We start from the raw sequence: 17,944 nt of genomic DNA, 5'->3' as shown, positions 1-17,944 counted from the left end.
CGCCGCCGGGAATCCCTCCCGGCGGCCCCACCCATGAACCAACCGATCCAGAAGAGGACCACGCCATGACCATGACCACCGAACAGGCCGAGTGGTTTGCCGGCACTTTCGAAAAGCTCGTCGCCAACGTCGGCCAGGCCGTCCTCGGCAAGGAACACGTCATCCGGCTGACCTTCACGGCCATGCTGGCCGAGGGGCACGTGCTCTTCGAGGACGCCCCCGGCACCGGCAAGACCTCCCTGGCCCGGGCCCTCGCCGCCACCGTGCAGGGCTCGAACAGCCGCATCCAGTTCACCCCGGACCTGCTGCCCTCCGACGTCACCGGCGTGACCATCTACGACCAGAAGACGCAGAAGTTCGAGTTCCACAAGGGCCCGATCTTCAGCAACATCGTCCTGGCCGACGAGATCAACCGCGCCTCGCCGAAGACCCAGTCGGCGCTGCTGGAGGTCATGGAGGAGTCCCGCGTCACCGTGGACGGCACCACCTACGAGGCCGGCCGGCCGTTCATGGTGATGGCCACCCAGAACCCGATCGAGCAGGCCGGCACCTACCGGCTGCCGGAGGCGCAGCTGGACCGCTTCCTGATCAAGACCTCCATCGGCTACCCGGACCACGCCTCCACGGTGCAGCTGCTCGGCGGCGCCAACCTCAAGGACCGGTCCAAGGAGATCACCGCCGTGATCACCACCCAGGCCGTTGCGGATATGGCCGACCTGGCCGCCACCACCCACGTGGACACCGCCGTGCTCGAATACATCTCGCGGCTCTGCGAGGAGACCCGCAACGCCGCGGAGACCCGCCTGGGCGTCTCCGTCCGCGGCGCCCTCGCGATGGTCCGGGCGGCCAAGGTCTGGGCCGCCGCACAGGGCCGCAACTTCGTCCTGCCCGACGACGTCAAGGACCTCGCCGCCGTCGTCTGGACCCACCGCCTGGTCATGGACCCGGAAGCGGAATTCTCCGGCGCCACCGCCGACGCCGTGCTCACCCGGGTGCTGGCCGACGTCGCCGCCCCGCAGCAGCGCGCCGCCGTCTAACGTCCCGCTTCACCCCGCACTTCCCGCACGAACGAAGGCCACCCCTATGTCCACCGGCACCCCGCTGACCCGGCTTGCTGACCGCCTGAAGCAGCCCTTTTCCCGGGCTGCCGTGCCCGCCCGGCTGCACCCCTCCGCCGTCTGGGCCGAGGCCCGCGGCACCGCCGCCATGGCGCTGGCCCCGGCCGGCCGGCTGGTCCGCGACCGTTTCCGGCGGCACGTCCAGCCGGTCCTGGCCGTGGTCAGTGTCCTCGGCTGGGCCGTGCTGGCCGGCTCCGTGCTGCTCTGGATCCTGGGCCAGGCCTACGGCTGGCAGGAGGCGCAGGCGGCGGCGATCGCCGCGTTCGTGCTCTTTGTGCTGGCCGTCGGGTTCATCCTGGGCCGGTCCTCCTACGGCGTCCTGCTGGACCTCGCCCGGATGCGGGTGGCGGTGGGGGACAGCGCCGTCGGCAGCATCGCGGTGTCCAACACCTCGGCGCGGCCGCTGCTGCCGGCCGCCCTGGAACTGCCGGTGGGGTCCGCGACGGCGGTGTTCCACCTGCCGCGGATGAAGCCGGCGCAGGTGCACGAGGACCTCTTCACCATCCCCACCGCCCGCCGCGCCGTGATCGTGGTTGGCCCGGTCCGTTCAGTGCGCGCCGACCCGTTGCATCTGCTGCGCCGCCAGGTGCTCTGGACCGAACCGCGTGACCTGTTCGTCCACCCCCGCACCGTGCCCCTCGCCGGGTCCGCCGCGGGCTTCATTCGCGACCTCGAGGGCATGCCCACCACCGAACTCTCCAGCGCCGACGTGTCCTTCCACGCGCTGCGCGACTATGTGCCGGGCGATGACCGCCGGCACATCCACTGGAAGACCACGGCCCGGACCGGCAAGCTCATGGTCCGGCAGTTCGAGGAGACCCGCCGCGCCCACCTGGCGATCTCGCTCTCGACCAACACGGACGAATACGCCTCCGAGGAGGAGTTCGAACTCGCCATCTCCGCCGCCGGCTCCATCGGCCTGCAGGCCATCCGGGAACAGCGGAACCTTGACGTCCTGACCCAGCAGGGCCCGCTGCGCTGCGAGACCGGCCGCAACATGCTCGATGACATGACCCGGATCGTCGGCGCGTCGCAGCGGAAGACCGCCGTCGACCTCGCCCGGACGCTCGCCGATACCGTCCCGAACGCCTCGGTGGTGTTCTTCATCGTCGGCAGCAATGTCACCCCCACCCAGCTGCGCTCCGCGGCCGCGTCCGTGCCGCCGGGCGTCCGCAGCCTCGCCGTCCGGGTCCAGGCCGGGGCCGCCCCCTCCCGCGCCAACATCGCGGACCTGACAGTCCTCACCCTCGGCGACCTCGCCGAGCTCGCCATCGTGCTCCGAAAGGCGGCCGCATGAGTGCCACCCCGCTGCGCCGCGACCGCACCCCCGCCAGCCGCAAGCCCGCCCCTCGTCCGGCAGCCACGATGTCGGGATTCAGCGACGGGCAGCCGGCCTGGCACTACCTGCTCGACGCCGGCGTCCTCACCGTCCTGCTGGGCCTCGGTGTCCTGGGGTTCAGCCTCAGCTTCGGCGGCGACCCGTACTACCTCGTGGCCGGCCTCGGCGGCGTCCTGCTGGGCCTCGGCGTCGCCGCCGCCTCCGCGTACCTGCGCCTTGGCGGCCTCGCCACCGCCGCGCTGACCCTCGCCGCCTACCTGGTCTTCGGCACGGCGCTGGCCGTCCCGGGCGCGGCCCTGGCCGCCGTGCTGCCCAGCCTGGAATCGCTCCGGACCCTGCTGACCGGCATCGTCTTCGCCTGGAAGGACATGCTCACTGTGGGCGTGCCGGTGGGAACCGCGGGGGGCACCCTGATCGTGCCGTTCCTCAGCTCGCTGCTCACCGCCCTTGCCGCGGGGCTGTTGATCTGGCGGCTGAAGAACCCGTACTGGCCGCTGCTGCCGGTCCTGGTGTTGTTCATCACGGGGATCGCCTTCAGCACCAACGCCGCGTTCCTGACCGTGGAGCGCGGCACCGCTCTGACCGTGATCGCGATCGCCTGGGCCACCTTCCGCCGGGACGCCCTGCGCCGCAACAGCACCCGCACCGTCGCGGTGAACCGGCCGGACGCGGACCCAGCCGCGGCCCGTGCCGCCCGGTTCCGGCGCCTCGGCACCGCCGCCAGCGTGATCGCCGTGGCGATCGGCGCTACCGCCGTGACCTCCCCGCTGCTCACCGGCGGGGACGACCGGCGGGTGCTGCGCAACGCCGTCGTCCCGCCGTTCGACCCAAAAGACTACGTCACCCCGCTGGCGAGCTTCCGGAACTTCGTCAAGGACAAAAAGGACGACAACCTCTTCCTGGTCAAGGGCCTGCCCAAGGACGGCCGGGTCCGCCTGGCCGCGCTCGATTCCTTCAACGGCACCAACTACTCCATGGACCCCAACGGCTCCGGCAGCTTCAGCAAGGTGGGCGACGCCAAGTCCCTGAACACCCTGGCGGACTCCTCCGGCGTCGTGCCCACCCGGGACTACACCCTCGACGTGACCATTGAGGACTACCAGGGCTACTTCCTCCCCGGCGGCCGGAAGACCACCGGCATCAGCTTCAGCAGCGACGGCTCCGGCGCAGCGTCCGGACTGTACTTCAACTCCGGCACGGACACCGCCGTCACCACCCGCGGCCTGGCCAAGGGCGACTCCTACAGCGTCCAGGTGGCCGACCCGGTGATGCTCGAACACGGCCAGCTCACGCAGTACGACTTCGCCAAGGACACCCTGCCTGACCCCGAGGAAGTCCCGCCCGTGGTGGGGTCCCAGGCCAACGACCTCGCCGCGGACGCACCCACCGCGATCGACCGGGTCCGGCAGATCGAGGCCCACTTCCAGAAGAAGGGCGCCTTCAGCAACGGCCTGATCGACGACGGCCAGCTGCCCAGCGTCTCGGGCCACAGCTCCAACCGCATCCGCGCCCTGCTCACCGCCAAGCAGATGCTCGGCGACGACGAGCAGTACTCCGTGGCGATGTCCCTGATGCTGCGGCACCTGGGCATCCCGTCCCGCGTGGTGATGGGCTTCTACCCGGACCCCAAGGGCCCGGAAAACGGCGCCGGCCAGGTGCAGATCACCGGCAAGGACGTCCACGCCTGGGTGGAGGTGGCCTTCGACCGCGTCGGCTGGGTGGCCTTCGATCCCACCCCGCCCAAGGACAACGTCCCGATCCCGCCGGATCCGGAGAACAAGTCCAAGCCCAAGCCGCAGGTGCTGCAGCCGCCGCCCCCGCCGCAGGAGCCGGCCGAGCTGCCGCCGGACTCCTCCCCGGACGCGCTCGACGCGGACGAGAAGAAGAACAACCCCTGGCTGTTCTGGGGACCGCTGCTCTCCGCGATCGGCGTCGCCCTCATCCCGGTGGCCGTGATCGCGCTGCCGCTGCTGCTGATCGCCCTGCTGAAGTCCCGGCGGCGGAAGGCCCGCTTCACCACAGGCAACCCCTCCCAGCGCGTGGGCGGCGGCTGGAGCGAGGTGCTGAGCCTGGCCACCGACCTGGGCGCCGGCGTGGACGGCCGCGCCACCCGGCGGGAAACCTCCGTGGTGCTCGGCGAGGCGTTCCCCGCCAGCAAGGGCACGACGACGCTGCTCGCCCACCGCGCGGACGCCGCCATCTTCGGCGCGGGCGAACCCAGCGAGGACCAGGTGCGCCAGTACTGGGAGATCGTGGACGGTTCGCTCAAGGAAATGACCGGGACGATGGGCTTCTGGCGGCGCCAGCAGGCGAGGTTCTCGCCCCGCTCGCTGCTGGCCGAGGGCCGCGCCGCACTCACGCTGCGCAGCCTCAGGCCCGTGCTGCCCGGCAGAAAACGGCCCGGCCGGAAGCCAGCTAGTACAGTGGAGCCCGGTCCGCCCCAGGAACCACAGTGACGCTTCAGGAAGACCCGCACCGAGCCATGACCGACGCCGACCGCTGCCCGCGCTGCCAGCAGCCGATCCGCCCGGGCGCCACATTTTGCCCCGCCTGCGGGACGCCAGTGGCCAACCGCGCCGCCCACTCCGCCCCGCGGAGCGTCCCCGGACCCGGTACTATCCCGGTAGCGCCAAACAGTCCGGGCGGCGCGACATTACGGGACGCCCGGCCGGCCGGCGCGGTCGTCCACGGACCAGGGGGAGGTACCGCGTTGCCGAACAAGCTTGAGCTGGTTCCAGCGACCGCGCAGCGGCGTCTGGGGGCCGCGGTGCTGGACTGGACGGGCCCGGTGGCGGTCCTGGCGATCCTCTTCGCCGTCGGGTTCTCGCAGGTCACCCGCACCCGCAGCAACGGAACCATCATCTACAACACCTCCTCGCTGGTGCTCTTCGGCGGCATCGGCCTCGGCATCGCCGCGGTGTACGTGATCGTCCAGGCGGTGCTCGAGTCCCGTTCCGGCGTCACCCTGGGCAACCGAGTGCTGGGCCTCCGGACCGCCGACGCCGACGGGTACGCCCCCGGCGGCGGCGCGGTGTTCCTGCGCGGGCTGATCACCGGAGCCGGGGTGCTGCTGGCCGCCGTGGCCGCGGTCCTGGTGGTGGTCTTCCAATGGTTCGGCGCCGCGCAGTGGATCCTCGGGGCCGCCGTCGTGATCGCCGCCGTGTGGGCCGTCCTGGTGGTCATCTCCAACCGGTGGGACAAGAACAACGGGCTGCGCGGCTGGCACGACGCCGCCGCCAAGACCCTGGTGTTCGACGTCGCCGCCGGACGCAACCCCATCGCCACCGGCGGGATCCAGGGCCCCTACAGCTTCGCCCCGCTCGACCTGCCGCCGGTGCAGCAGGTCGCCTCGCCCGTCGCGGGTGCCGCCCGGCTGGATGGCCGGCCTGCGACTGCTGCTCCCGCCCCGGCCCCGGCGGCCGAACCTGCTGCCGTGGCGCCCGCCCCCGCCGTCGTCCCCGCCCCCGCCGGGTTCGCGCCGATCGAGGCCGTCCGCAGCACCCCGGCGAACAACCGCGCCTTCGGCGTCCACCCCGACGACGACCATGACCGCACCCAGGTCCGCGGCGACTCCTCCGCGCCGATCACCCTCGCCATGCTCCGGATCCGGATCGACGACGGCCGGGAAATCGAGCTCGACCGCGCCTCGCTGATCGGGCGCAACCCCGCCGGCCACCCCGGGGAGGACGCCGTACAGCTGATCCCGGTGGCCGACCCGGGCCGCTCCATCTCCAAGACCCACCTGCACCTGCAGGCCGGCGACGGCGGCATCTGGGTGACCGACCGGAACTCCACCAACGGCAGCGCCGTCACCACCCCGGACGGCATCCGCACCGCGCTGGCCCCCGGAGAGCCCACCCACGTCCGCCCCGGCTCCACCGTGCACTTCGGTGACCGCTCCTTCTACCTAGGACAGGCATGACAACACAGCCGTCTCCCGTTCCCTCCGCCGCAGCCCCCGCGGGTGCCGCCAGCAGCGCAGCCGGCAGCACCCCCAGCGGTGCGGGCAGCAGCGCCCCCAGCCTGCGGCTCAACTGCGGCTACGGCACGGACCGGGGCCTCCGCCGTGAAATGAACGAGGACTCCTACATCGCCGCGGACCCGGTCTTCGCCGTCGCCGACGGCATGGGCGGACACGAGGCCGGCGAGATCGCCAGCGGCATCTGCGTCCGCACCCTCGCCGGCATCCCGCAGCTGGCCACCGGGGAACGCGACGCCACCGCGGCGGGCCTCCAGCAGTATCTGGTCCAGGCCGACGCGGACATCCGCGAGGCCACCGGCTCCCGCGCCGGCACCACCCTCACCGGCGTCGTGGTGGTGGAGCAGCGCGGCGTGCCGTACTGGCTGGTCATGAACATCGGCGACTCCCGCACGTACCGGCTCAGCCAGGGCACGCTGAGCCAGGTCAGCGTGGACCACTCCGAGGTCCAGGAACTCGTCGACGCCGGCGAGATCACCAAGGCCGAGGCCGCCGTGCACCCCCGCCGCCACGTGGTCACCCGGGCGCTGGGCACCGGCGACGAGACCGAGGCGGACTACTGGCTGCTGCCAGTAGAGGAAGGAGACCGGATGCTGGTCTGCTCCGACGGACTGAACGGCGAGCTCAACGACGAGCAGATCGCCGGCATCCTTGCCGGCGAGCCGGACCCGCAGGCAGCGGTGGACCAGCTCATCCAGGCGGCGCTGCGCAGCGGCGGCCGCGACAACGTCACCTGCATCGTGGTGGACGCCAGCAACGTGGCCGGCGACGGCGGCGCCCACACCGCCCCGCGCACCCCCGGCGAGGCCGAGGACGAAAACACGCTCCCGCGGCCCGAACTGGTCGACACCGACGTGCTCCCGGCCGAGGACATCACCGCCGACTCCGCCGCGACCGAGGTCCTGGACGTGGCCCCCGACGCCGCGGTGGCCGACGCCCCGGACCGGGACAGCCATGGCAAGCGCTGACGCCGCGGCAGCTCACGCTGCTGAGGAACGGGCACAGCTGAGCTACCTGCCGGGGGACTGGCTGGGGATCATCCGCGGCGGCACCGTCGTGCTGCTGCCGCCGGACACCGGACGCTCCCTGGTGGAGCCGTTGTGGGCGCTGCTGGGCCGGTCACCGGAGATCCACGAGGTGCTCGACGCCGTCACCGCGGCCTCGGGCGGGTCGCTGTTCCGGCTGCCGTGGTTCGGCGTGGTGGGCCTGACGGCGCCCCTCCGGGTGTTCCTACGCGGCGAGATCGACCTGACCGTCCGGCTCGACGGCGGCGCCACCACTGAACTCAGCGGCCGCGACGTGACCACCTGGACCGAGCGCCGGCTGCCCGCCGCCGAGGGTTTCGAAGCCGTACTGCCCGCGGCCGCGGGCGACCCGGCTGCGGCCGCGGCGGGGGACCTGCTGCCGCTGGCCGAGGGCGTCGTGATGCTCCGGGGGCTCGTCTGCACGTTCGACGGCGGTACGCCCTCGACGGTGCAGACCCCGGCAGCGGTAGAGACCTCCGCAACGGGGGCCCCTGCGGCTGCGGCACCCCGCGACGACGTGCTGCTCGCCGCCGCGGCGGCGGATGTCGAGGCTGAGCTGGCCGACGAGGCCGCCGCCGAGACCTCCGACGAGACCTCGGACGAGACCCAGATCGAATCCGGCGACGCCGGCAGCTCTGCCGACACCATGCTGGAACTGCCGGAGGACCTGGCACCGGCGGAGCCCGAAGCGGCAGAGCCCGAAGCCGCCGCTTCGGAACCTGCCGCATCCGAACCCGCGGACCAGGACGTACCCGAGCCGGCCGAGACCCCCGAGCCGGCCGAGGCCGAGCCCACCAGCAGCTACGACCATCTCTGGGAACAGACTGTGCTGCGGACCATCGAGGACGCCGCCGTCCGTGAGGACCCGGACGCCGACGGGGAACCCGCAACGGCCGCGGCCGAACCCGCAACGCCCGCCGCCGAGCCGGAGCCCGCGTTCGAACCGGAGCCGGTTTTTGCCCCGGAACCGGAGCCCGTGCCCGCTCCTGCTTCCGCGCCGCGCGCCGTGCCCGGTGGCCTGATCGATTCGGTTCCCTGGGCCACCGGCGGCGACCGTGCGGCCGCCGCCCCCGCGCCGGCTCCTGCCGCCGCGCCGCCTGCCCAGCAGGGTCCGCCGTCGTTGATCCACGCCTTCGCCCGGCCGGACGCGGCCCCGGAAAGCCCCGCACCGTCGTCGCAGGCATCACCAGCCTTATCCCAGGGCGCAGCCGACGATGCCGACCACGACGGCCAGACCATCATGAAGAGCGCGCTGCCCGGCAGGGGAGGGGCCCCGCTGCAGGCGCCCCCGGAGCCGGCTCCCGGCACGGGACCCATGGTCCTGGCCCGGGTCTGCCCCCAAGGCCACGCGAACCCGCCAACCAGCGCCGCCTGCGCCTACTGCGGCGAGGCACTGCCCGGCGACGGCGTGCAGGTCCGGCGCCCGCGCCTCGGCCGGGTCCGGCTCTCCACCGGCGAGCTGATCGACCTGGACCAGTCCCTGATCATCGGCCGCCAGCCCTCGGTGTCCCGAGTCCAGGGCGCGGTCATGCCTCGCCTGATCCAGGTGGCCAGCCCGGGCGGGGACATCTCCCGCTCGCACGTGGAAGTCCGGCTGGAGGGCTGGCACGTGATGCTCTGCGACCTCAAGGCCACCAACGGCACCGTGCTGCTGCGCGAGGGCCAGGCCCCGCGCCGGCTCGCCCAGGGCGAGATGGCGATCGTGTTCGACGGCGACATCGCCGAACTCGGCGACGGCATCCAGCTACGCTTCGAGGAGCTGCTGTGAACGCCAAACGCCCCGCCGCCCCGCCGCCCACCATCCCCGGCTTCAGCTACGTCAGCCTGCTGGGCTCCGGCGGCTTCTCCGACGTCTACCTTTACGAACAGGACCGCCCGCGCCGCAAGGTGGCGGTCAAGGTACTGCTCTCGGACTTGAAGACCGAGGGCGCCCGCCGCCGGTTCGAGTCCGAGGCCAACCTGATGGCCCAGCTCTCCTCGCACCCCTACATCGTCACGATCTTCGAGGCGGAGATCACCGACGCCGGCCACTCGTACCTGGCCATGGAGTACTGCTCCCGGCCCAGCCTGGACGTCCGCTACCGGCGTCAGCGCTTCAGCGTGGACGAGGTCCTGGCCGTCGGCATCCAGGTGGCCTCCGCCGTCGAGACCGCGCACCGCGCAGGGATCGCCCACCGGGACATCAAGCCCGCGAACATCCTGGTCACCGACTACAACCGGCCCGCGCTGACGGACTTTGGGATCTCCGGCACCCTCGCCGGGGACCAGGACGAGGACGCCGGCATGTCCATCCCGTGGTCCCCGCCGGAACAGTTCAGCGATCGGCAAGTCGACGGCGTCCTGGTGGACGTGTGGGCGCTGGGCGCCACCCTTTACACCCTGCTGGCCGGCCGGTCACCGTTCGTCCTGCCGGGCGCGGATAACTCCCAGCGCGAGCTGATTTCCCGGATCACCAGCATGCCGGTGCCCAAGCTTGGCCGCGCGGACGTGCCCGAGTCCCTGGAACTGGCGCTGGCGACCGCGATGGCCAAGGCCCCGGCGTCGCGGTACTCCTCGGCGCACGCCTTCGCCTTGGCCCTGCAGCGGATCCAAGCCGAACTGAACCTCTCGGTGACCCCCTTCGAGGTCCTCGAGGAACCCCGCGCCGACGAACCGCACCCGGACGACAGCTTCGAGGAGACCCGGGTCCGCAGCATCGCGGCGATCGACCCGGACGCCACCGGGCACGGGCCCACGTTCCCCACCCGGTTCGGCGGGGCAACGGCACCGAACACCGCCGGAACGGCTCCCGCGACGGCTCCCCAGCAGGTTCCGCAGGGTGGGTCCGGAAGCGACACCGTCCGCCGCCCCGCCGGTGCGCCCGCCGCACGGCAGGGGGCCGACACCGTCCGGAAGCCGGGCACGGTGCCCTCCTTCACGCCCGCCGCCCCCGCGGAGGACGACGACGTCGCGGCCACCGTCAGCCGTTCCAGCCGGACCGCGGCCGCGGGGGACACTGACGCCGCCGCAGCCGACGCCGCGGGTGACACCGACGCCGCCCCGGACCACCGCCGGCGCAACCTGGTGCTCGCCGTCGTTGCCGGCGCCGTCCTGGTGGTGGCCGCCGTCGTCGGCGTCGTGGCCGGAACCACCCGCCCGGCGCCCGCCGCCAAAGCGTCCGAACAGGTCAGCCGTCCGCCCGCCGACGCCCTGGACAACGGCACGGTCCCGGACGTGGAGAACCTCGCCGGAGCCGTGGACGCGGCCGGGAAGGTCACCTTCACCTGGAAGAACCCGCAGCCCAAGCCGGGGGACAAGTACAAATGGCGGACCTACTCCCTCCAGGGCACGGGGGAGTTCCAGGCGGCCGCCGAACCCAAGGTGCAGGTGGAACCGAATCCCTCGGGGGAGACCTGCATCCAGGTGATGATGGTCCGCGCCGACGGGGCCTCCTCACCGATGGAACAGCCGTCCATCGGCTGCGCCAAGAAACCGTGACCACCACCCGAGAAGGAGAAGCATCATGGGGGACCTAGCGATCGATTTCTGCGGCGAATGGCACGAACCATCCGACGAGGACATCTTCAGCATCGGCCGCGAGGGCGACCTGGAAGTCGATGACAACCCGTACCTGCACCGGCAGTTCCTGCAGATCGCCCGCTACGACGGCATCTGGTGGCTCAGCAACGTCGGCAGCATGCTCTGCGCCACCATTGCCGATGCCTCCGGCGGCATGCAGGCCTGGCTGGCCCCCGGCGCCCGGATCCCGCTGGTCTTCAGCCACACCAACGTCATCTTCACCGCCGGCCCCACCACCTACGAGTTCGCCGTGCACCTGCGCACCCCGTCCTTCCGGCAGGAATCCCGCGGCGAGGACAGCGGCGGCGACACCACCATCGGGCCCGTGGTCTTCACCGACTCGCAAAAGGCCCTGATCGTCGCCCTCGCCGAGCCCATGCTCCGCCGCGAGGGCACCGGCTTCAGCGCCATCCCCTCCTCCGCGGAGGCGGCCAAGACCCTGGGCTGGACCCTGACCCGATTCAACAGAAAGCTGGACAACGTGTGCGACAAACTTGACCGGGTGGGAGTCGCCGGACTGCGCGGCGGCGGCGGCAAGCTCGCCACCAACCGCCGGGCCCGGCTCGTCGAGCACGCCGTCACCTCGCACCTGGTCACCCCCGCGGACCTGGTGCTGCTGGAGACCCAGCGCGGAAGCGGGGACGCATGAGGATCCGGCTGACCCTGCGGCGCGACCCCGCCGAGGCCAAGGACCTGGCCGTCACCGTCGACGGTCTCGCCACCGTGGCGGACATCGCCACCGAACTCTGGGCCGCGGACCCGGCCCGGCGCGGCACCCCCGCGCCGGCGAACCTCTCGCTCCGGATCGAGGAGGCCTTCGCCGCCGGCGGCTCCACCGGCACCGTCCTGAACCGGGAAGACGGACTGCTCGAATCCGGCCTCCGGCCCGGCTCGATCATCTCCCTCACCCAGGTCAGCGAGCAGTTTGCCGTCCCCGGGGCGAACCGTGGCCCCGCGGCGGCGACCCTGCGGATCCTCTCCGGGCCCGACGTCGGCCGCGAATTCCCGCTGCCCTCGGGCACCAGCTACGTGGGCCGGGACCGCGACGTCGACATCCGGCTGACCGACCCGCTGACCTCCAAGCGGCACGCCCGGATCACCGTGGGCGAGAGCATCGAGATCGTGGATACTAACTCCGCCAACGGCCTGCTGATGGACGGGCTGCCTGTCACCCGCGCCACCCTGACCTCCTCGGACACCGTGACCCTGGGCGACACCACGGTCTCGGTGGTCTCGCTCGGCGGCAGCCAGGGAGCCGCCCCGAGCTCCCCGCTGATCGACTTCAACCGCTCGCCCCGCGTGGTGCCCCGGTTCGAACCGCGCAAGCGCACCGTGCCGTCCGGGCCCACCCGCCAGGAACGCCAGCCCTTCCCGTACATCATGCTGATCGCCCCGCTGATGATGGGCGCCGTGGTTTTCGCGGTCACGCAGAACATGATGTCCGTGATCTTCATGCTGATGATGCCGCTGTTCGTCGTGGGCCACTACATGGACCAGAAGATGCAGTCCCGGCGCGAACGCAAGGAACAGCTCAAGTCCTTCCGCGCCGCCATGGCCGCGTTCCAGGCCGACATCACCGGGCTGCAAAAGGTGGAACGGGCCGTCCGGCTGCAGGAGGCTCCCTCCGTCAGCGACACCCTGGACTCGATCTACAAGCTGGGGCCGCTGCTGTGGACCCACCGCCCCGAACACACCGGCTTCCTGGGCCTCCGCTTCGGCCTGGGCACCGCCCCCTCCCGGATCCAGTTCGAGGAACCGCAGAACAACGAGACCGATCCCGAGTTCATGGCCGAGATCCAGGAGTGCCTGCACCGGTTCGCCGAGGTCGAGGGCGTGCCGATCGTCTCGCAGCTGCGCACCGCCGGCTCCTTCGGCCTGGCCGGCTCCCGCGGTTTGGTGGACGACGTCGCCCGCGGCATGGTGCTGCAGCTGGTGGGCCTGCACTCGCCGGCCGAGGTGGTCCTCACCGCGATCACTTCCGCCCAGTCCCGGGACCGCTGGGACTGGCTGCAGTGGCTCCCGCACGCCGGCTCCGGCCACAGCCCCCTCGCCGGGGACCACCTGGCCGCCGGTCCGGCCGGCGGCACCGCCCTGCTGTCCCGGCTCGAGGACCTGATCGACCAGCGCGAGGCCGCCTCCCGCGAACCCGCCCCGGCGCTGCGCCCCGGCTTCACCGACCGGCCCGGCGAAACCGCCGCGGAGGTCCCCGCCCCGCAACTGCCCACCGTGCTGCTGGTGGTCGAGGACGACGCCCCGGTGGACCGTGGCCGGCTCACCCGCGTCCTGGAGCGCGGCCCCGACGCCGGCGTCCACGTGATCTGGGTGGCCGCCTCGGTGGAACAGCTCCCCGCCGCGTGCCGGGATTTCATGGCCGTAGACGGCGAACACGGCACCACCACCGGCCAGGTCCGCCTGGGCCGGCACACCTTCCCGGTCTCCTGCGAGAGCCTCGACGCCGGCCTCGCCGCGCAGCTGGCCCGCATGCTGGCCCCCGTCGTCGACGTCGGCAAGCCGCTCGAAGACGACTCCGACCTGCCCCGCGCCGTCTCCTACGCCACCCTGATCGGCAAGGACTTCCTGGACAACCCGCAGGCCGTCGCGGACCGCTGGAGCGAGAACAACTCCGTGCACGCCTCCGCCTCGCCCAACCGCAAGGACAACGGCTCGCTCCGCGCCCTGGTGGGCTCCAAGGGCATCGAACCGCTCTACCTGGACCTGAAGAACGAGGGCCCGCACGCGCTGGTGGGCGGCACCACCGGCGCCGGCAAGTCCGAGTTCCTGCAGTCCTGGGTGATGGGCATGGCCGCCGCATACAGCCCGGACCGGGTCAGCTTCCTGTTCGTGGATTACAAGGGCGGCGCCGCGTTCGCCGACTGCCTGCAGCTGCCGCACACCGTGGGCCTGGTCACCGACCTGTCCCCGCACCTGGTCCGCCGCGCCCTGACCTCGCTCCGGGCGGAGCTGCACCACCGCGAGAAGCTGCTGAACCGCAAGAAGGCCAAGGACCTGCTGGAACTGCAGCGCCGGGCCGACCCGGAGGCGCCGCCGTACCTGATCATCATCGTGGACGAATTCGCCGCCCTCGCCACCGAGGTGCCCGAGTTCGTCGACGGCGTCGTGGACGTCGCCGCCCGCGGCCGTTCCCTGGGTCTGCACCTGATCCTCGCCACCCAGCGCCCCGCCGGCGTGATCAAGGAGAGCCTGCGCGCCAACACCAACCTGCGCGTGGCGCTGCGGATGGCAGACGAGGACGACGCCGTCGACATCCTCGGCGTCCCCACAGCCGCCTACTTCGATCCCTCCATCCCGGGCCGCGGCGCGGTCAAGACCGGCCCCGGCCGGATCCAGGGCTTCCAGACCGGCTACGCCGGCGGCTGGACCACGGAGAAGCCGCAGCGGCCCCGGATCGACGTCGTGGAGATGGCCTTCGGCTCCGGCCCGGCCTGGGCCGCCCCGGCCGAGGCGGATCCGGCAGCCGAGCAGCCCGCCGGCCCGAACGACATCGCCCGGATGACGCAAAACATCCTGCGCGCCGCGGACGTGCTCGCCATCGAGCCTCCCCGCAAGCCGTGGCTGGACGAGCTGGCCACCACCTACGACTTCTCCCTGTTGCCGAACCCGCGCACCGACGAGCGGCTGCTCCTGGGCGTGGCGGACGACCCCGCGCACCAGGACCAGCCCACCGTGTTCTACGAACCGGACCGGGACGGGAACATGGCCATCTACGGCACCGGCGGCTCCGGCAAGTCCGCGGCGCTGCGCGGTATCGCGATCGCCGCGGCCGTCACCCCGCGCGGCGGCCCGGTGAACGTCTATGGCATCGACTGTGGCTCCGCCGGATTGCGGATGCTCGACGAGCTGCCGCACGTGGGCGAGGTGATCGACGGCGACGACGTCGAACGCGTCGGCCGCCTGCTGCGCTGGCTCCGCGACCTGGCCGACGACCGGTCCGCCCGCTTCGCCGAGGTCCGCGCCAGCACGATCGTCGAGTACCGCCGGCTCTCCGGGATGGCGGACGAGAAGCGCATCTTCATCCTGGTGGACGGCATCTCCGCCTTCCGGGAGACCTTCGAGTACAGCAAGCTCTCCGGCCTCTGGGACATCTTCCTGCAGCTGGCCACCGACGGCCGGCCGCTGGGCATCCACCTGGTGGTCACCGGTGACCGGCCCAACGCCGTCCCGGCCTCCCTGCTGGCCTCCATCCAGCGCCGGCTGGTGCTGCGGCTGTCCTCCGAGGAGGACTACCTCTCCATGGACGTCCCGCGCGACGTCCTGGGCGCCGGCAGCCCGCCCGGCCGCGGCCTGCTCGGCGGCCTCGAGGTGCAGCTGGCCGTCCTCGGCGGCAACTCCAACCTGGCCGTCCAGGCCCGCGAGGTGCACAAGCTCCGGGAGGCGATGCTGCGCCAGGGTGTCGAACGCGCCCCGCAGATCGAGCGCCTGCCGGACTCGGTGGACCTGGACCTGCTGCCCGCCGGCAGCCCGGACCTGCCCGTGATCGGCGTCGACGACGAGACCCTGCAGCCGGCCGAAATCCTGGCCAAGGGTCCGCTGCTGCTGGCCGGCCCTCCGGGTTCCGGCCGCACCGTGGCCCTGGTGACCCTGGCCCACGCCCTGCGCCGCTCCAACCCGGGCGTGGAGCTGATCTACCTGGGCTCCCGGCGCTCCGCGGCCGCGTCGCTGAAGCTCTGGGACCGGTCCGTGGTGGGCGCCGACGACGTCGACGAGGTGATCGACGAACTGGTCGACTACAGCACCGGAACCCCCGGCAAGCTGGCGATCTTCATCGAGGGCCTCACCGAGTTCACCGACACCCTGGCCGAATCCGGCCTGGCCCGGCTGGTGACCGCCTCGATCAAGGCCGAGCAGTGGGTGGTGGGCGAATCCGAAACCTCCACCTGGTCCTCCGCCTGGTCCCTGGCCCAGCCGTTCAAGTCCGGCCGCCGGGGCCTGCTGCTCAACCCCGGAGACATCGAGGGCGACAGCCTGCTCAACACATCCCTGGGCCGGGTCAGCGGGGACTTCATCCCGGGCCGCGGTTACATCGTGGGCCGCGGCAAGGTCCGCAAGCTCCAGGTCGCCCTGCCGCCCGAAAACCGGGCCTAGGAGCTACGTCCGGGTTTTCGCCCTACCGCCGGGACGCAGTGTCGTCTCCGGCGGTAGGGTGTGGGCATGACCCGGGTACGGAATCGGGCGGTGGCCGCGCGGAGGGTGGCCCCCGACGGCGACACGGCACTGGACAACACTCTCTTCGTCTTCAGCGGTGTGGCTGCCCTGTGGCTGGCAAGCATCCTGTTTGAGGCGAGCCTGGACTGGAGCCGGGCTTGGTTCGCCGTCGTCTTCTGGGCCGCGCTCGCGTACCTGGTGCTGCCCCGGCTGCACCGGATCCTCACCCGCATCTACCTGCCCGACTACTTCATCGGCCGCGCCCGGACCAGCGACGGCCTGCTGGGGGATCCGGTGAACGTGGCGCTGCTCGGCTCCCCGGCACAGGTCCACACCGCCATGCGCCGGGCCGGCTGGACCCTGGCCGACCCCGTCGACCTGGCCAGCAGCCGGCGCATCATCACCGCCACCCTCACCCGCCGCAGCTACGACGAGGCGCCGGTCAGCCCGCTGTTCCTCTTCGGCCGGCAGCAGGACTTCGCCTACCAGCAGGAGGTGGACGGCAACCCGGGCAAGCGGCACCACATCCGGTTCTGGCGCTGCCCGCCCGGCTGGGTCCTGCCCGGCGGCGCCGCCGTGGACTGGGTGGCCGCCGGCACCTACGACCGCTCCGTCGGCCTGTCCCTCTTCACCCTGCAGGTCACCCACAAAATCGAGGAGGACATCGACCGGGAACGGGACTTCGTCCTGGCCAGCCTGCGTGCCGCCGACCCGGCCGTCGGGGTGCGGATCCTGCGCGACTTCTCCTCCGGCTACCACTCCCGCAACGGCGGGGGAGACACCATCTCCACCGACGGGCACCTTCCCGTCGTCGACCTCACCGGGGTCACGGCCGACGCCGGGGCGGCGCCGCCGCCCGCCGTGACGCCCGCACGGCCGCCCGCGCCCACCCTCTTCGGCGTCGGGCTCGCCGTCCTCCGCGGCCTGGCCGCCCTGGCGCTCGCGGCCCTGATGGCCGTCTCGGACCCGGGCTCGCTGCCGCTGGCGGACCGCGCCGGGGAAAAGTTGCCGGTAGTCGTCGCGGTGATCGCCGTGTTCGGCCTGGCCGAGCTCGCGCTGGGCTGGTTCGTGCTCCGCGGCGGCAACCGCGCCCGCGTGGCCACCATGCTGCTCAGCGCCCTTGCCATCATCGCCCAGGCCGTCGACGTGCTCACCGGCGGACCCGCCGTGACCTTCCAGACCAACCTGGTGGGCCTGTCCCTGGACATCCTGCTGATCATCGCCCTCACCAGCCGGCGCTCCCTCACCTACGCCCGGAGGGTCCATGGGCAGGGGTCCCCATCGACGCTCGCGGAGGCGGCAGGGTAGGTTCTTGGCATAGGAACTTCCGGATCAGCCGGGGGCCGCTGGGGACGCCGAGAGGTTCGGGTCCGACGATCTAAGGAGATTTTTCGCATGGCTATTTGGGGTGCAGATGTTGATCAGCTGAAGGCGCTGGGGTCCAAGCTGCAGGCCGGGTCGCAGGAAATCGATAACCAGAAGTCGATGCTGACCAAGGTCCTGGCCGGTACGCAGTGGATGGGTCCGGACGCGGAGAAGTTCCGCAGCGAGTGGAACGGCGAGCACGTCGCGGCCCTGACCCGGGTGTCCCAGGCGCTGCAGCAGGCCGGCCAGCAGGCGGTCCGCAACGCCACCGAGCAGCAGAGCGCCTCCGCCCGCTAACAGCTCTCGCGGGCACGGCCCGCGTAGGAAGTACCGTCAGGCCCGGACGCACCCGCGTCCGGGCCTGACGCATCCCTGGGCCGGACGGCTTTTCCGGGGC

Annotated in this window: 11 protein-coding genes; all 11 read left to right on the top strand. The window is 72.1% G+C overall.

The window, feature by feature from the left end; all coding sequences use genetic code 11:
- Nucleotides 1-65 precede the first annotated feature (65 nt).
- The 11 genes from ABC337_RS02530 to ABC337_RS02480 all read left to right on the top strand — a co-directional run bounded on the left by ABC337_RS02530 (nt 66) and on the right by ABC337_RS02480 (nt 17,844).
- Nucleotides 66-1,037 carry an AAA family ATPase gene (locus ABC337_RS02530; protein WP_364136980.1) on the top strand — a complete coding sequence of 324 codons (972 nt, stop codon included), beginning with the start codon at nt 66-68 and terminating at the stop codon, nt 1,035-1,037.
- A gap of 46 nt (nt 1,038-1,083) precedes the next feature.
- Nucleotides 1,084-2,415, top strand: a complete 1,332-nt coding sequence (locus ABC337_RS02525) for a DUF58 domain-containing protein (protein ID WP_412882505.1) — start codon at nt 1,084-1,086, stop codon at nt 2,413-2,415.
- A complete protein-coding gene (locus ABC337_RS02520) occupies nt 2,412-4,913 on the top strand; it encodes a transglutaminase TgpA family protein (protein ID WP_412882506.1) in 2,502 nt (833 codons plus the stop codon). The genes ABC337_RS02525 and ABC337_RS02520 overlap by 4 nt, the downstream gene beginning before the upstream one ends.
- Before the next feature lie 26 nt (nt 4,914-4,939).
- Nucleotides 4,940-6,379 (top strand): RDD family protein, encoded by a 1,440-nt coding sequence (locus tag ABC337_RS02515; RefSeq protein WP_412883239.1) that lies wholly within the window; start codon nt 4,940-4,942, stop codon nt 6,377-6,379.
- Complete coding sequence (locus ABC337_RS02510) at nt 6,376-7,404, top strand: PP2C family protein-serine/threonine phosphatase (protein ID WP_412882507.1); 1,029 nt, start codon at nt 6,376-6,378, stop codon at nt 7,402-7,404. The genes ABC337_RS02515 and ABC337_RS02510 overlap by 4 nt, the downstream gene beginning before the upstream one ends.
- Nucleotides 7,391-9,229: an FHA domain-containing protein gene (locus tag ABC337_RS02505; RefSeq protein ID WP_412882508.1), complete on the top strand. Its 1,839-nt coding sequence runs from the start codon at nt 7,391-7,393 to the stop codon at nt 9,227-9,229. The genes ABC337_RS02510 and ABC337_RS02505 overlap by 14 nt, the downstream gene beginning before the upstream one ends.
- The gene (locus ABC337_RS02500) at nt 9,226-10,938 is read left to right on the top strand and encodes a serine/threonine-protein kinase (RefSeq protein WP_412882509.1); all 1,713 of its coding nucleotides are present in this window, start codon (nt 9,226-9,228) and stop codon (nt 10,936-10,938) included. The genes ABC337_RS02505 and ABC337_RS02500 overlap by 4 nt, the downstream gene beginning before the upstream one ends.
- A gap of 25 nt (nt 10,939-10,963) precedes the next feature.
- Nucleotides 10,964-11,668, top strand: a complete 705-nt coding sequence (locus tag ABC337_RS02495) for a hypothetical protein (protein ID WP_400159372.1) — start codon at nt 10,964-10,966, stop codon at nt 11,666-11,668.
- The gene (locus tag ABC337_RS02490) at nt 11,665-16,122 is read left to right on the top strand and encodes a type VII secretion EssC family protein (protein ID WP_412882510.1); all 4,458 of its coding nucleotides are present in this window, start codon (nt 11,665-11,667) and stop codon (nt 16,120-16,122) included. The genes ABC337_RS02495 and ABC337_RS02490 overlap by 4 nt, the downstream gene beginning before the upstream one ends.
- A gap of 66 nt (nt 16,123-16,188) precedes the next feature.
- Nucleotides 16,189-17,490 (top strand): LssY C-terminal domain-containing protein, encoded by a 1,302-nt coding sequence (locus ABC337_RS02485; RefSeq protein WP_412882511.1) that lies wholly within the window; start codon nt 16,189-16,191, stop codon nt 17,488-17,490.
- A gap of 87 nt (nt 17,491-17,577) precedes the next feature.
- Nucleotides 17,578-17,844: a hypothetical protein gene (locus ABC337_RS02480; RefSeq protein ID WP_290257160.1), complete on the top strand. Its 267-nt coding sequence runs from the start codon at nt 17,578-17,580 to the stop codon at nt 17,842-17,844.
- Nucleotides 17,845-17,944: the final 100 nt, after the last annotated feature.

Origin of the sequence: Arthrobacter phoenicis (assembly GCF_047238215.1) — a bacterium.
In the GTDB taxonomy this organism is placed as follows: Bacteria; Actinomycetota; Actinomycetes; order Actinomycetales; family Micrococcaceae; genus Arthrobacter.
This window is presented reverse-complemented; position numbering and strand designations above follow the sequence as displayed.

Excerpts from the sequence above, each read along its gene's own strand:
- ABC337_RS02490 (WP_412882510.1), top strand. The coding sequence starts at position 11,665 with ATGAGGATCCGGCTGACCCTGCGGCGCGACCCCGCCGAGGCCAAGGAC.
- ABC337_RS02525 (WP_412882505.1), top strand. The coding sequence starts at position 1,084 with ATGTCCACCGGCACCCCGCTGACCCGGCTTGCTGACCGCCTGAAGCAG.
- ABC337_RS02515 (WP_412883239.1), top strand. The coding sequence starts at position 4,940 with ATGACCGACGCCGACCGCTGCCCGCGCTGCCAGCAGCCGATCCGCCCG.
- ABC337_RS02495 (WP_400159372.1), top strand. The coding sequence starts at position 10,964 with ATGGGGGACCTAGCGATCGATTTCTGCGGCGAATGGCACGAACCATCC.
- ABC337_RS02530 (WP_364136980.1), top strand. The coding sequence starts at position 66 with ATGACCATGACCACCGAACAGGCCGAGTGGTTTGCCGGCACTTTCGAA.
- ABC337_RS02505 (WP_412882508.1), top strand. The coding sequence starts at position 7,391 with ATGGCAAGCGCTGACGCCGCGGCAGCTCACGCTGCTGAGGAACGGGCA.
- ABC337_RS02520 (WP_412882506.1), top strand. The coding sequence starts at position 2,412 with ATGAGTGCCACCCCGCTGCGCCGCGACCGCACCCCCGCCAGCCGCAAG.
- ABC337_RS02510 (WP_412882507.1), top strand. The coding sequence starts at position 6,376 with ATGACAACACAGCCGTCTCCCGTTCCCTCCGCCGCAGCCCCCGCGGGT.
- ABC337_RS02485 (WP_412882511.1), top strand. The coding sequence starts at position 16,189 with ATGACCCGGGTACGGAATCGGGCGGTGGCCGCGCGGAGGGTGGCCCCC.
- ABC337_RS02480 (WP_290257160.1), top strand. The coding sequence starts at position 17,578 with ATGGCTATTTGGGGTGCAGATGTTGATCAGCTGAAGGCGCTGGGGTCC.